Consider the following 15,788-nt stretch of genomic DNA (forward strand, 5'->3'; position numbering starts at 1 on the left):
ATCGTGTCCGCCGTCGGCCCGATGAAGGTGATGCCGGCCTTGTTGCAGGCCTCCACGAACTCAGGGCTTTCGGACAGAAGACCGTAACCGGGATGGATCGCGTCCGCTCCGGAGAGCTTGGCCACGCGAATAACTTCCTCGATCGAAAGATAGCTCTCGATCGGCCCCATATCCTTGGCGAGATGCGGCCCCCTGCCAACCTGATAGGATTCGTCCGCCTTGAAACGGTGCAAGGACAGCTTGTCCTCCTCCGCCCAAATCGCAACGGTTTTGATACCAAGCTCATTGGCTGCTCGGAAAACGCGGATGGCAATTTCGGAACGGTTGGCAACAAGTATTTTCGATATCTTCAAGACGGTCTCCCCACACGCCAAAACAAAATTCTGCTGCAGTGCGGAATAAAGCAGCAAAACCAAGTCTTGGAAAGGGCAATTCCGGCGAGAACTGTCCTGTTTGCGTTAGCTTAACAGGCCATGACGAAAAGCAAGTGCTACAGTGTGCTGGCGGTTCTTGGCACTGAAGCGGCGCTGAATTCCGTTGATGTACCAGTCAACCGTATGGTTCGAGATCGATAGCTGGCGTCCGATTTCGGTGGAGGTCATGCCATCCGCCATCAGCGCCAGAACCTCCATTTCGCGCCGCGTGAGCTCGAGGGCGGAAAAATCAGGTGCGTTGCTGAAGCCGTGGGCCTGTCCGGAAAGATCGAGCAGCCGCCAGAAGACGGCGCGGGTGGCCGCATCGAGGAGTTCGACCTGCAAAGAGGGCAATTGCCGATCCTGGCCGCCAATGAAGACCGCACCGATGAACCCCGCGCGTCCATGCACGGGAAAGGCATAACCGCCCTGCAGACCGTATCGGCCGGCATCGTGAAAAAACACGCTTGCTCTTTTTCGATGCATCGCACGCGGCAGGCCATCAAGCGCTTCTTTCCACTGAAACGGCTTGTGCACCATGCCGATCACCTTGCGGACCGGATCAACAAGATTGTATTTCTTGGCCCTATAGACCTCCAGCCAGCCTTCAGGAAGATGCTCGGCGAGAATCTGGCCGGCGAAGGCGAGTTCCCCGGTCATGCGCCTGCTGACGAGAAAATATTCAAAGCCATATTCGCGAATGAGCTTGGTAAACTCTGAGCGAACGCGGTCGGCGCTTCCTGCTTGAGAACACGCAGAGATGAAGTGAAGAATATCATGCATAAAGACAGGGGATCCGGGCTTGGCTTGAGGGGATGACACAAGGACATGGTCCCGCAATGACGTCATGTTACTCGGGCGCCGGTCGGTTCAGATTGAACATATCGTCGTTAGCAATCCCTGAAACGAAGATGCGAAATCTAGTGATGGCAGGCACCCGGGAAACATCGGGTTCGGTTTTTCGGTTCGCACGAGCGGTTAATCTGTTAAGCCGCCATTCAGACAGAAAGAGCGATAATTACACAAATTTCGCCGTCTCATGCAACCTTGCTAAAATAACTTGCCTTGAGGCCGAACAAACAACCGCTCGATAAAGACGCTCGGACTGGATTGAAAATTTGACCTTGTTTCAGGTTTACACACGCGCTCTGCGCTATCTGACCGTTCATAAATGGCGGGTGACGGTGGTCGTCATCGCCAACGTCATTCTTGCAGCGATCACCATCGCCGAACCCGTACTGTTCGGCCGTATCATCGACGCCATTTCTTCCGGCACCAATGTTACGCCCATCCTTATTCTGTGGGCGGGCTTCGGCGTCTTCAACACCGTCGCTTATGTCGCAGTCGCCCGTGAGGCTGACCGGCTGGCGCATGGGCGGCGCGCTTCGCTGCTGACGGAAGCCTTCGGTCGCATCATTTCGATGCCGCTCTCATGGCATCATACGCGCGGCACGTCCAACGCCCTGCACACCTTGCTGCGCGCCAGCGAAACTCTGTTCGGCCTGTGGCTGGAATTCATGCGCACCCATCTGGCCACCTTTGTCGCACTGGTTTTGCTGGTGCCGACCGCGATGTCTATGGATATGCGCCTCAGCTTCGTGCTGATCGGCCTCGGCATCGTCTACTGGTTCATCGGCAAGTGGGTGATGGGACGCACGAAGGATGGGCAGGCCTCGGTCGAGGAGCACTATCACAGCGTTTTTGCCCATGTCAGCGATTCCATCAGCAACGTGTCGGTGCTGCACAGCTACAACCGTATCGAAGCGGAAACGAAGGCGCTGAAATCCTTCACCGAAAAACTGCTGAGCGCCCAATATCCTGTTCTCGACTGGTGGGCTTTCGCCAGCGCGCTCAATCGCACGGCTTCCACCGTTTCGATGATGATCATTCTTGTCATCGGTACAGTGCTGGTGAAGAACGGCGAATTGCGCGTCGGTGACGTCATCGCCTTCATCGGTTTCGCCAATCTCCTGATCGGCAGGCTGGACCAGATGCGGCAATTCGTGACGCAGATTTTCGAAGCCCGCGCCAAGCTCGAGGATTTCTTCGTTCTGGAGGATTCCGTCAAGGAACGGGAAGAACCGGGCGACGCCCGCGAATTGTCGAATGTCTCCGGCACCGTGGAGTTCCGCAACATCAATTTCGGTTTCGCCAACACCAAGCAGGGCGTTCACGACGTCTCGTTCACAGCCAAGGCTGGCGAGACAATCGCGATCGTCGGACCGACCGGCGCCGGCAAGACCACGCTGATCAACCTCCTGCAGCGTGTCTACGACCCTGATTCCGGGCAGATCCTGATCGACGGCACCGATATTTCGACGGTGACGAAAAACTCGTTGCGCAACTCCATCGCGACCGTGTTCCAGGACGCCGGCCTGCTGAACCGCTCCATCCGCGAAAACATCCGCCTCGGCCGTGAATCGGCCACCGATGCGGAAGTGGTGGAAGCAGCAGCGGCGGCGGCAGCGACGGATTTCATCGACAGCCGCATCAACGGCTACCTGACGCAGGTGGGTGAGCGCGGTAACCGCCTCTCCGGCGGCGAGCGCCAGCGTATCGCCATTGCCCGTGCGATCCTGAAGAACGCGCCCATTCTGGTTCTCGACGAGGCGACAAGTGCGCTTGACGTGGAAACCGAAGCCCGCGTGAAGGCCGCCGTGGACGCGCTGCGAAAGAACCGCACGACCTTCATCATCGCCCACCGCCTTTCCACGGTCCGCGATGCCGATCTCGTCCTGTTCCTCGATCAGGGCCGGATCATCGAAAAGGGTACCTTCGACGAACTGAGCCAGCGCGGCGGACGCTTCACCTCGCTGCTGCGCACCAGCGGCCTGCTGACGGAAGACGAAGGCCAGCAGCCACGGCCCAAAGCAATAGCCTCCTGAGGCTCAACGAATGGAATGCAAAATGGGCGGGCACTATCGTGTCCGCCCTTTTTCGTCGTTCGCTTCGAGAATGTCGGGACATCACAAACCTTCTGCCTCAGTTCCCCAACCGTCATATTCACCACCGAATTTTGCAGCCGTTGTGCTGACGAACCCTATTTCTCTATCGATGTCGTTCGGAGCTAGCGGCTTGGAAACTCTATGCCCCGCCGCGCTCTCTGCGACGCATCCATCGCCTCACGGGTGATGTTGTAGCCACGGGAGACCAAGAAGTCTCTGTATTGCATCTGCCCTTCATGCGTCGGAAAATATGCAAAATGGTCTATCGGTCTCGATTTGCTGCCATCGTCCCCTTGCTTCCGCCGCTCATTTCTTACCAATTCGTTTTTCGTAAGATCGCCAACGGAAGCATCCATTTGCGTCGCAAAAACAGCTGCAAATATGCGCTTGGCACGGCGTATTAGCCCAATTCTTCTCAGCATGTCAGCGCCGATCAGCTACGAAAACAATAACGGTAAAAATTCTTAACCGTTCAGTGACCGCGCGTTGAGCTTTCTTGCTGGCTCTGTATAGCTGTACAGGCGCCATACCCAGGACGCCAAACAAGCATCGAAAGCGGGCAGAACCCACAACGAAATTCGGGCCCCTGCGTCACCACAGGAGCCCGACTTAAAAAGCGAACCGAAGGCCCGCCTGTCTCAGTCGAAGGGGATCACCCCATCACCGGCCGCCAGATCCTTGCCGTCGACGGACAATGAAATTTCCGCCGTGCCGGCCCTGCGGCTGACGGTAATCTCTCTTGCCTTACCGTCAAGCGTGATCTTCACCGAAAAACCGCTCCAGTCCTCCGGCAACGACGGCGAAATATGCAGCTTGCCATCGGTGCGGGTGATGCCGAGAATACCCTCGACGGCGGCACGATAGAGCCAGCCGGCCGAGCCGGTGTACCAGCTCCAGCCGCCGCGGCCCGCATAGGCGCCTTCACCGTAAACATCCGCGGTCACCACATAGGGTTCAACCCGATAGGTTTCCGACGATGCCGCATCCAGCGCATGGTTGACCGGGTTGAGCAGCTGGAAGCAGTTCCATGCTTCCTGTGCACGGCCCTGCTTGGCAAGCGCAAGAACCACCCAGGTCGCAGCATGGGTATATTGCCCGCCGTTTTCGCGAACACCCGGCGGATATCCCTTGATGTAACCCGGATCGTGCGGCGCACGCGAGAAGGGCGGCGTGAACAGCCGGATGATACCGGTTTTTTCATCAACCAGATGCTCCATGACGGCATCCATAGCCTGTCGCGATCGGCCTTCCTCACCCTCGCCGGAGAGAACGCTCCAGCTCTGGCCGAGCGAATCGATCTGGCATTCCTCGCTGCTGGCCGAACCAAGCGGTGTGCCGTCATCGAAGTAACCGCGACGGTAGTAGCTGCCGTCCCAGCCGGCTGTTTCGAGAGCATTTCGCAGCTTTTCACGATGCGCCGCCCACTTGCCGACCCGGTCGGTATCGCCACGCTTCTCGGCAATCTCGATGAAATCGCGCAAGGCCCCTGACAGGAACCAGCCGAGCCACACACTCGTGCCCTTGCCACCAACGCCCACGCGGTTCATGCCATCGTTCCAATCGCCGCCAAGGATGAGCGGCAGGCCGTTCTCCCCGGTGCGATGAATGGCGAGATCAAGCGCCAGCGCCGCATGTTCGTAAAGTGTGACGGACCTGTCGCTCGTCTCCGGCTGGAAGAAGGCATCATGCTGGCCGGGCATCAATGCCGGCCCCTTCAGGAAGGGAATGCTTTCATCGAGGATAGCGGCATCGCCCGTGGCCGAGACATACTGGTTGATCGCATAAGCGAGCCAGACGACGTCGTCCGAGATGGTCGTGCGGACACCAGCACCCGTCAGCGGCAGCCACCAGTGCTGCACATCGCCTTCCGGAAACTGGCGGCCAGCCGCGCGCAGGATCTGCTTGCGGGCGAGATCCGGCTGGTAGAGCAGAAAGGCCAGCGTATCCTGCAACTGGTCGCGGAAGCCGAAGGCGCCGCTCGACTGGTAAAAGGCGGTACGCGCCAGAATGCGGCAGGCCAGCGCCTGATAGGGCAGCCAGCTATTGACCATATGGTTGAAGCCGGCATCGGGCGTGGAGACCTGCAACTGGCCGGTAAAGCCCGTCCAGAATGCCTTGCTCGCATCCAGTACCGTCTGGAAGTCCGCCTGGCGGGCATCTTTCACCAGCGCCTCGGCTTCTTCCGCATTGTCGGCATCGCCGAGAATGAAGGTCATGTGCCGTTCTTCGCCGGGCTTCAGGTGGATTTCCTGCATCAACGCCGCGCAAGGATCACCATCCACCTCTGTGCCGCCGCTAAGCGCCGCACCGGACACGAGGCCCTGCGGGGCTTGTGCTGAACCGAAGCGGCCAATGAATTCCCGGCGGCTGGTGGTGAAGCCGCTGGCCTCACTATCGAGCGTCAGGAACGAGGTGCGGGCGCTGTAGTCGATGCTGTAGGGGTTCGACGCGAAGATTGCGTTGTTGCCCGCATCATGCCTGCTCAGGATGAACGGCGCGGATTTCTGGCCATTATTGCCGAGCACCCACTCCACATAGGCATAGACCTTGAGACGACGGCTTTTCGAACCCTTGTTGCGCACGATGACCTGCGAGAACTTGACCGGCTTTTCGCGGTCAACTGTCTGGGTCAGTTCGACTTCGAGCGTATCCGCCACGCCGGTCAGGATGGAGTAACCAAGACCATGGCGCGTTTCGAACATGGCGTCTGGATCACGCGACAGCGCGGCACAGGGCGTATAGAGCTTTCCTGTTTCCACGTCGGCGACATAGAAGGCCTCACCCGGCCGGTTGATGACGGGATCATTGGTCCAGGGCGTCAGCTGGTAGTCGCGCGAATTGCGGCTCCAGCTGAAACCGGCGCCTTCGGCCGAAATATGGAAGCCGAAATTCTCGTTCGAGATAACGTTGATCCATGGATGCGGCGTGGACTGCCCGCCATTCAGGCGCACCACATATTCCTGGCCGTTTTTGGCAAAGCCGCCGAAACCGTTCCAGAAATCGAGATCGCCCGCATCCTCGACCGGCTCCGCAACCGGGAAGGCCGGCACGGGCAGACGGGCCTGTGCAACATCAGAAGTGCCGTCAGGACCGCGATTGGCTGCAAACAGCGAGACCGCGCGGTTGATCTGATCGACAATCTTGCCGTTGCGCACGTGCAGCACGACACGGGAAGCGGCGAGAAGCGCGCTCCAGGTCTCTTCGTCCATCAGGTCACGGCGAACGGAGAAGACGTGCGGGCGACCGCCATCGGCAGGATTAATGCGGCGCTGCGTCTCGGAAATATGATCGAGCGCATGTTGCATATCCTGCGCATAGGACGCAGCCCTTTCGTTGACAATGACGAGATCGAAGATCACGCCACGCGAACGCAGATATTCGTGGGCACTTAACGCCTCGCGGGCGATATCCATGTCCATGTCGTCGTTGATGCGCAGGCTGAAGATCGGGAAATCGCCGGAAATCGCAAGCGGCCACAAGGCGCGCTGCGAGGCCAGCCCCGTTTTCAGCGTTTCTGAATCCGCACGCAGATGCATGTCCGGGTAGGTCAGGTAACGACCGAGATGCTGGAAGGCGGCCGCCTGCTGCGAGGTAACGCCCACATGGCGCATCTGTACCTGCGTACGCGTCCAAGCATGCACGAGTTCATGCGCGAAGGCATCCGGATGACGATAACGGTCGATTGCCTTGTCGACTTCTTCACGGCTTGGCGCAGCAATCGTCCAGAAGATCACGCTCACCTTCTTGCCTGCCGGCACGCGCACGGTACGCCGCAGCGACAGGATCGGATCAAGCGTGAAACCATCGGTGCTGGAGAGCGTCGCGCCGGCATCGAATGCCGCCGCTTCACGCAGCGACCGTCCGCGACCGATGAACTTGGCGCGATCGGTCTCGAACTCCGTCGGGCGCGACGGGCCGGCATTGTCGGCGGCCAGATGCGCAATGACAGTGCCCGGCTCATTCGGGCTGCGACGGTTGCGCCACGCACGGATGACGTCGCCGCGGCGGCCGATCTCCGTCTGCACGAACATGCGCGAGAAGAGCGGATGGGCGTTGTCGTCATCTTCAGACGCGATGACTGGCTCCATATAGGATGTCACTTCGATATAGCGATCCTCGGAACCGACATTGAGCAGGGTGACGCGGCGGCCTTCGGCATCGTGCTCGGTGGCGACGATGCATTCGACCACGCTCTGCAGATCGCCTGTCGTCTTGTGGAATTCGGCCTTGTCATCGGTGAAGACCGTCTTGGTCTTTTCACCCTCGAAGACACGCGGCTCCGCTGTCGCACTCCACCATTGTCCATTGGTGGTGTCGCGCAGGAAGATGAAGGTTCCCCAGCGGTCGTCGGTCGGATCGGCCTTCCAGCGGGAAATCGCCTGCCCGTTCCACTTCGAATAACCCGCGCCCGTGGAAGTGAGCATGGTCGAATAGTGGCCGTTCGAGAGGAAAACCACTTCGCGATCTCGCACCGCCGGATCGGCAATGGAGCGCACTTCCGCACGTAGCAGATCGGCCTGTTCCTTGCCGGGGGTTTCCGGCTCGTATTTGGCGCTCATGACTGGCACTTCGCGCGGCGCCTTTTCCTGCAGCAGCAATTCGGCCGCCTCGATCACCGGATCGGAATGGAAGAGTTCGCGCAACACGCCATCGAAAGCCACGTTGGCGACAGCCGCAATCGACATGCCGTGATGGTGAGCATAATAGTTGTAGACCACCGCGCAGACCTTGCCGTCAGGCACACGGGTCGGCGTGAAATCGACCGCATCGTGGAAACCATACTGACCAAGTGCGCCAAGCTTGCGCAGCTTGTCGAGGTTTTCGAGTGCACCGTCCGGATCATACTGGCTGGCGAGGATCGATGCGTAGGGTGCGATCACCGCATTCTGGCCAAGGCCACGCTTGAGGCCAAGGGTCGGCACACCGAAGTTGGTGTACTGGTAGTTCATGTTGTGATCGCGGGCATTAAATGCCGCTTCGGAAATGCCCCATGGCGTGCCGAGACGGCGGCCGTGGTTCATCTGTTCCTTGACGATCAGATTGTTGGTCTGGTTGAGAATGCCACCCTGACGCTCCTGCATGACGAGCGGCGGCATCAGATATTCGAACATCGAACCCGACCACGAGACCAGCGCACCCTGCGCGCCGATCGGCACGACCTGGCGGCCGAGACGGTACCAGTGCTCGGTCGGCAGATCGCCCTTGGCGATGGCGAAGAGGCTGGTCAGGCGGCATTCAGAGGCCAGAAGGTCATAGCAGGCCTCATCCAGCTCCTTGCTTTCGACGCGATAGCCAATCGACAGAAGACGGCGATCCTTGCGGTAAAGGAAGGTGAAATCCATGGAGAAAGCGAGGTTGCGGCTGCGATCACGCAGGGATGCGAGACGCTGGCGCAACGGCTCCATGTTTGTGAGGTCGATGGCGCTATCGGAAATATGCGCTTCGCAGGATTCCACCAGCAACTGCGCCCAACGCGTTACTTCCGCGCTCTGCGCCGACTTCACCTCATGATCGACATTGGTTGCGAGCTTCTGGATATCGCGTGCCAGCACGGCGAGATTGATGACACGGATCGAGGCGAATTCGTGCTCACGCTTGACGGAGGCGAGCGCGTTCGAGAAGCCGATGATGCGCTCTTCGAGGCGGCGATGCAGCGGACGGAGGTTCTTGCGATTGTCCGGTAGCGCCTTCAGCGTTTCGCGCAGAATACCGGCGACATCGCCGATACCATCCAGATTGCCCTGAAGGTGGGCCGACGGCGCTTCCGCCCAGTCACGGCAGGCAGACGAAACCGCAATCAGATGGCCGGCGAGGTTGCCGCTGTCCACCGCCGAAACGTAACGCGGCCCAAGCGTCTGCAAGGTGTCGGTGTGATACCAGTTGTAGAGATGGCCACGATATTTTTCCATCTTCTCGACAGTCTGGATCGTGTTCTCGATCCGCTCCAGCGTATCGGCAAAGCTGATCCAGCCGAACTGACGCGCCGAGATGACGGAGAGCAGATAGACACCGATATTGGTCGGCGATGTACGCGACGCCACGATCGGTTCCGGCGTTTCCTGGAAATTGTCCGGCGGCAGGTGATTTTCCTGCGGTGTTACGAAAGCCTCGTAATAACGCCAGGTGCGGCGCGCGATCTTGCGCAACTCGAAGGAAACGTGCTCGGAAACGAACAGCCGGTCTTCGGTTTCAGCCGACTGACTGACATACCAGGCGACGGCGGGAGACAGAACCCAGAGCAGCGTGAAGGGAATGCCGATCAGGAAAGCATTGTCGCCCGGCAGCGCCGCAAACAGCAGGCCAAGCATGGCCACGACGGGCGCATGCCACATCTGGCGATAATAGTCGATGATGCTGCCCTGTGCGCTGGACTGCATGCTGGCGGCCGTGCGCCATTCCAGCATCAGCTTGTGGCTGACCAGCAGGCGATAAAGCGAACGGACAATCGCATCCGTCATCATGCAGGCGGCATCGGCAATGAAGACGATGCGCAGTGCAACCTGCGCATTGGTGGCGCGGATTTCCGACCAGATGGTGTGGAAATGCGCCTGCGGCACAATGTCGGTGGAGCGCGGCACGAGGCCGGAAAGCAACGAAAGCGTGGGCGCGACGAACAGCGAGAAGATCAGCAGGATCTGCCAGATCAGCGCGCCGAGCGGGTCCATGAAATACCAGCCGAGGATCGAGGCGAAGAACCAGGCAATCGGCGTCAGCGAACGACGCAGATTGTCGACCATCTTCCAGCGGCCGATAGCGGTAACGCCACGGGCACGGTCAAGGATGAAGGGAAGCAGCTGCCAGTCACCACGGGCCCAGCGATGCTGGCGCGAGACTTCAACCTCGTAGCGGGTCGGGAAATCCTCGACCAGTTCCACATCGGTCACCAGCGCGCAGCGCGCGAAGGAGCCTTCGAGCAGATCGTGGCTGAGGATGGAATTCTCTTCGATACGGCCCTTCAGCGCCGCTTCAAAGGCATCCACGTCATAAAGACCCTTGCCGGTAAAGGTGCCTTCAGACGTCAGGTCCTGATAGACGTCGGAAACGGTGAAGACGTAGGGATCGATACCGCGATTGATCGAAAAGACGCGCTGGAACACGGAAGCGTCCTTGCCGGTCGTCAGCGAAGGCGTGACACGCGGCTGCAAAAGGCCGTAACCTTCCACGACACGACCGGATACCGGATCGATCTTGGGGCGGTTGATCGGGTGGTGCATCTTGCCGACGAGTTTGGTGACCGCATCACGCATCAGGCGCGTATCGGCATCCAGCGTCATGACATATTTGACGTCAGCCGGCACGATGTTCGCGCCGCCGAGGAAGGTCGTATCCTTGTCGCCGCGCAGCAACATGTTCAACTCATGCAGCTTGCCGCGCTTGCGCTCCCAGCCCATCCAGCAGCCTTCCGCCGGATTATAGATGCGGCGGCGATGCAGCAGGTAAAAGCGCGTCTTGCCGTCAAACGCATAACGGCTGTTCAGCGCTGCAAGCTCGCGCTTGGCATAGTCGAGAATTTCAAGGTCGTCGTCGGACTGCTCATACTGCGCATCACGCCAGTCGCTCACCAGCGAGAAATAAATCTCGCCATGCGGGTTAGCAAGATAATGCACCTCGATATTGCGCATCATCTCATCGACGCTGTCGCGGCTGGTCAGCATGCAGGGCACGGCGACCAGGGTGCGGGCATCCTCAGGAATGCCGTTCTTGAATTCGTATCCAACGAGCCGGAACGGCTTCACGAAGAAGGTTACGAGCGTGTTGAAAAGCCCGGTCGCGCCCTCGGAGGCCGGCAATGCAAACATCAGCAGGAACGCGGTCACGACATACCAGGGCATGCCGGCTTTTGCCAGGAACCAGCCGACCGCGAGCATGGCGACCGCCGTAATAAGGAGCACCGGCGCCGCGATTGCGAGCCAGTTGAACTTGCGCATCGAGCGGACGATATGCTGCGATACAAGCGGTCGATAGCCAAGCGTCTTTTCAAGCTCGAAGCGGCGCTGACCGACGAGCACCGAGCCGACATTGACGCGATGATTTTCGTCAGTGCCCGCAGGCAGATCGGACCGCGCCATTTCGACGGCGGCACGCGCCACCTCCACTTCGGTTTTGGGCGAGCGGCGGGCCAGAAGCTCGATCGTGTTGCGATAGGTGTTGCGCGAACCGAAATCGAGAACTTCGTAATCGGTCTCTTCGCGCAGGACCTTGTCGATATGACTGACTTCCTCGAACCACACCGACCATTCGGTGTCATCGATTTCACGCAGGCTCTTGACGATGTTGCCCATCGTCACGTTGCCGGAGGCAAGGCGATTATGTTCCGACATCATGACGTTTTCAGCGTCGGTACCGGCGGCATGCAGGCGTTCTTCAAGCCAAGCCACGGCAAAACCCGATGTCTGCGAGCCGTTTCTGAGGCGGTAGAGGAACTGCGTTGCAAAGGTCGGATCGTCAACCAACGTATCGACCTGCTTGAGCAGTGCTGCCGAGGCTTCGGCATCGTTGAGACGGATGATCTCATCGACGACCTCATTCGCCTTCTGGCGCATGCGGCGCGAACGCTCCACGCGAATGGAGATGCGGCGGAGATTTTCGATGAGGACGAAACGGATGATCGACGGCAGCGCCCACAATTCGCCGATCTGCAGCGTCTTCGAGGTCTGGTAGCCATCCACCAGCGCCGTCATGTTCTCGCGCGAAACCGTGCTGTGGGTGTGGGCGACGTAAAGCCAGCCGAGCGCCATGACCCGCGGAATCGTCACCCCGCCCACGGTCATCGTCGGCAGCTGGCGATAGAACTTGCGCGGAAAATCGCGACGGACTTCCTGGATCGCCTCTTCGATGACGTAGTGATTGTCGAGCAGCCATTCCGCCGCCGGCGTGATCGTCGCGCCATTTTCCGCATCAACAGCCGTCGTGCGGTAGACCCGCAAGATTTCCTTCTCATTCTCGCGGTGGCGCTCGAAGAAATCGAATTCCATGAAGCCGGGAAGACTGTCGGCACCATCGCGGGAAAGCGCGGCACCGGCATCATGCAATTCCTCGATCGTCATATAGGACGAGCGGATCGAATCGTTGTGATCGATCTGCTTCGTCTCGGAATCACGGGCGGCGGCGGTCGGGGTGATATGAAATGACATCGGGCTCGTATTCTGAACTGTATGGAAACCTGTTCGACTTGACCGGCATTTCGTTTACGGCGGGAACGCGCACGAAATGGGGCCACGCTATATTTCTGACTTATCCTGAACCTTCGGTGAACCGGGTGAGCCGCCGCAGGAAGCGGATCGTCAAACGGTGCATATCTTCGGGCATGGCATTTTGCGGCGCGGTCCACCGCATATCCTTGCGAAGCCGGAGATTGGTGCGAGCAAGGTGGTTTCGACGACAGGAAAATTTTGTCCTCCGGCCCGGCAAAGCCGTTCCAAACGGATGTCTCACCTTCCCCCACGGCGAAAATTGTTCGCGCAACGTCCGATCGTCCCCCTTGACACCTGAAGGGCAACGCGAGGCCGACAGGGCCTGCGCTACATCCGAAAGAAGCTAATGCCCCAGGACGTCAATAGTTCCATGCCACCTGTCGCGATGCGATGCAAGCGCTGAATTTCAAGGGCTTCCGGCTCCCCCGACACCTCTTACATGCGGGCACTTATACTGCTATGCCATTTGCAAAAGACGCCGAAAAAAAGCGGCGTAACCAGGGACTTCGAAAATGACCAGACAGACCGCAAACATCGCCTCCTTTGCCAACCATATGCCTGACGTTGTGGCGATCCGCCGTCATCTGCATCGTCATCCCGAGATCGGCCTATCGGAATTCAAGACATCGGATTTCATTGCCGAACAGCTGGTGGAAATGGGCTACGAGGTGACACGCGGGCTCGCCGGAACCGGCATTGTGGCGACGCTCCGAAATGGTGACAGCAGCCGCACGCTCGGCATTCGCGCCGACATTGACGCGCTGCCGATCCACGAAGAAACCGGGGCGGACTATGCAAGCACCCATCAAGGCGTGATGCACGCCTGCGGTCATGACGGCCATACCGCCATGCTGCTGGGAGCAGCGAAAATCATTGCCGAACGCAGGAATTTCGACGGGACCCTGCATTTGATCTTCCAGCCTGCGGAGGAAAATTTCGGCGGCGCCCGCATCATGATCGAGGATGGCCTGTTCGAGCGGTTCCCCTGCGATGCGGTCTTTGCTCTGCATAATGATCCCGGCCTGCCCTTCGGACAATTCGTGCTGCGCGACGGGCCGATCCTTGCCGCCGTCGACGAATGCAGGATCACCGTCAAGGGTTATGGGGGCCACGGCGCCGAACCGCAGGATGCCGCCGATCCCATCGTTGCCGGCGCAAGCATCATCATGGCATTGCAGACCGTGGTGTCCCGCAACATCCATCCGCAACTGTCGGCCGTCGTCACCGTGGGTGCATTCCATGCTGGCGCTGCCAGCAACGTCATTCCCGAAACGGCGGAGATGCTGCTGACCATCCGCTCCTTCGATCCGGGCGTGCGTGACGAGCTGGAAAAGCGTATCCGGGCCATCGCCGAAGGCCAGGCGGCAAGCTACGGCATGAGTGTCATCATCGATTACGAGCGCGGTTATAACGCAACTGTAAACCACAAGGCGGAAACGGATTATATCGCCGATCTCGCCCGCCGTTTTGCCGGGCCGGAGAAGGTGGCCGAGATGCAGCGCCCGTCAATGGGCGCGGAAGATTTCGCCTATATGCTGGAGAAGCAGCCTGGCTGCTATTTCTTCCTCGGCACGGCGCGCACCGAAAACGACCCGCCGCTACATCATCCGAAATTCGATTTCAACGATGAAATCCTGCCGATCGGAACCGCGTTCTGGGTGGATCTGGCAGAGGATTATCTGAAGGCGTGATAAACATAAAAAGGCCGGTCGGAGGAGCGACCGGCCTTTATTCTCAAGTTGCCTGAAAATTCGGGAGGATCAGGGAACGAGACCAAATATGACGGCAGCGACGAAAGCCATGCACACGCCGACAAGAGCCGCATGAACCGAATCTTTCCAGTTGCGTGGCGACTGGGGCTGCGAAACAAAGTCTTTTACTTTTCCTGCCTTGGAATAAGACATTGTACACTCCCTTCCTGCTCGGCCCTTCAAACGGGCATTGCTTACTTCGAGTAGAGAATAGCTTTATTCCCCACTGTTTCAGTAGAGATAAAATTCCATAAGAGGCGCCAATTGGGAAAAATAGGGGTCGTCACTTGCCTCCCAACAAGCATCAATCTACCCATCGCGGACTATTAACGCGGCGGGACGGAGTTTGTTCAAACGACCTCTCCATGGACAGGAAGACATGACTGACATCGACGCCATCATCATCGGAGCGGGCGTGATCGGACTTGCGACGGCCCGCGAATTGTCAATGCGCGGCCTCTTGGTCATCGTTCTGGAAAGCGAGAAGGAATTCGGCTCCGCAACTTCTTCCCGCAACAGCGAGGTCATTCATGCGGGGCTCTATTATCCAGCCGGAAGCCTGAAGGCGAGGCTCTGTTTCGAGGGTAAGGAGCGGCTTTATGAATTCTGCCGGAGCCACGGCGTTGCGCACCGCCGCTGCGGTAAACTCATCGTCGCCACATGCGAGAACGAAACACCCCTGCTCGCTGCGCTTGGCGCAAAAGGCAAAGCCAATGGCTGCAACGATCTGGAGTTGATTGACCAGCGACAGGCACTTTCACTTGAGCCTGCCATCGCCTGCAGCTCAGCCCTGCTCTCGCCGTCGACGGGCATCATCGACAGCCATGGCTATATGCTGGCGCTGCTGGGCGAGGCGGAGGACCATGGCGCGGCCCTTGCGCTCGACGCACCATTCGAAAGGGCGGAAGCGCTGGGCGACGGTTTCCGAGTTCATGTCGGCGGAAAGGAGCCTGTCAGCCTCACATGCCGACTGCTCGTCAATTCCGCCGGCCTGGTCGCGCCGATGGTGGCAGCAATGATAGAAGGGCTGCCGTCAGAGTCGATCCCGCAGGCGCATTTCGCCAAGGGCAGCTATTTTTCACTGACAGGCAAATCGCCTTTTTCTCGGTTGATCTATCCCGCACCACACGCCCACGGCCTTGGCGTGCACCTGACGCTCGATCTCGCAGGTCAGGCCCGGTTCGGCCCGGATGTGGAATGGGTTGATACCATCGACTATGCCGTCGATCCTCGCCGCACGGAGGGTTTCAGCGACGCCATAAGACGCTATTGGCCGGGCCTTCCGGACCATGCGCTGATTCCAGCCTATTCCGGGATTCGGCCGAAGATTTCTGGCCCGGACGAACCGGCCATGGACTTCCGCATTGATGGGCCGGAAATGCATGGCCTCGCCGGCCTCGTCAATCTGTTCGGCATAGAAAGCCCCGGCCTCACCGCCTCGCTGGCAATTGCCGATGAGGTTGCCGCACGGCTAGAAGCCTAACC

General features: G+C 59.1%; 7 protein-coding genes. 3 read left to right on the plus strand and 4 right to left on the minus strand.

Translation table 11 applies throughout. From position 1 onward, the window contains the following. The coding region (locus ACFVTJ_RS21750) for a biotin carboxylase N-terminal domain-containing protein (protein WP_386910670.1) at positions 1 to 353 on the minus strand (353 nt) is incomplete at its 3' end. Positions 354 to 458: 105 nt separating this feature from the next. Beyond that, positions 459 to 1,196, minus strand: coding sequence for an autoinducer binding domain-containing protein (locus tag ACFVTJ_RS21755; RefSeq protein ID WP_386910671.1), 738 nt, complete (start codon positions 1,194 to 1,196; stop codon positions 459 to 461). Positions 1,197 to 1,531: 335 nt separating this feature from the next. Between ACFVTJ_RS21755 and ACFVTJ_RS21760 the strand changes: the two genes are divergently transcribed. Then, the gene (locus ACFVTJ_RS21760) at positions 1,532 to 3,298 is read left to right on the plus strand and encodes a glucan ABC transporter ATP-binding protein/ permease (protein WP_386910672.1); all 1,767 of its coding nucleotides are present in this window, start codon (positions 1,532 to 1,534) and stop codon (positions 3,296 to 3,298) included. A 698-nt stretch (positions 3,299 to 3,996) separates the two neighbouring features. Here ACFVTJ_RS21760 and ACFVTJ_RS21765 read toward each other — a convergent pair. Beyond that, positions 3,997 to 12,492: a GH36-type glycosyl hydrolase domain-containing protein gene (locus ACFVTJ_RS21765; protein ID WP_386910673.1), complete on the minus strand. Its 8,496-nt coding sequence runs from the start codon at positions 12,490 to 12,492 to the stop codon at positions 3,997 to 3,999. Between the two features lie 572 nt (positions 12,493 to 13,064). Here ACFVTJ_RS21765 and ACFVTJ_RS21770 point away from each other — a divergent pair. Next, positions 13,065 to 14,243 carry a M20 aminoacylase family protein gene (locus tag ACFVTJ_RS21770; protein ID WP_386910674.1) on the plus strand — a complete coding sequence of 393 codons (1,179 nt, stop codon included), beginning with the start codon at positions 13,065 to 13,067 and terminating at the stop codon, positions 14,241 to 14,243. Positions 14,244 to 14,312: 69 nt separating this feature from the next. Here the strand turns inward: ACFVTJ_RS21770 and ACFVTJ_RS21775 are convergent, their stop codons facing one another. Beyond that, positions 14,313 to 14,456, minus strand: coding sequence for a hypothetical protein (locus ACFVTJ_RS21775; protein ID WP_004443999.1), 144 nt, complete (start codon positions 14,454 to 14,456; stop codon positions 14,313 to 14,315). Between the two features lie 226 nt (positions 14,457 to 14,682). On the opposite strand from ACFVTJ_RS21775, the gene ACFVTJ_RS21780 reads away from it, so the two are divergent. Continuing rightward, complete coding sequence (locus tag ACFVTJ_RS21780) at positions 14,683 to 15,786, plus strand: NAD(P)/FAD-dependent oxidoreductase (RefSeq protein WP_386910675.1); 1,104 nt, start codon at positions 14,683 to 14,685, stop codon at positions 15,784 to 15,786. Positions 15,787 to 15,788: the final 2 nt, after the last annotated feature.

This window comes from Agrobacterium sp. NPDC058088 (assembly GCF_042885035.1).
Lineage (GTDB): Bacteria > Pseudomonadota > Alphaproteobacteria > Rhizobiales > Rhizobiaceae > Agrobacterium.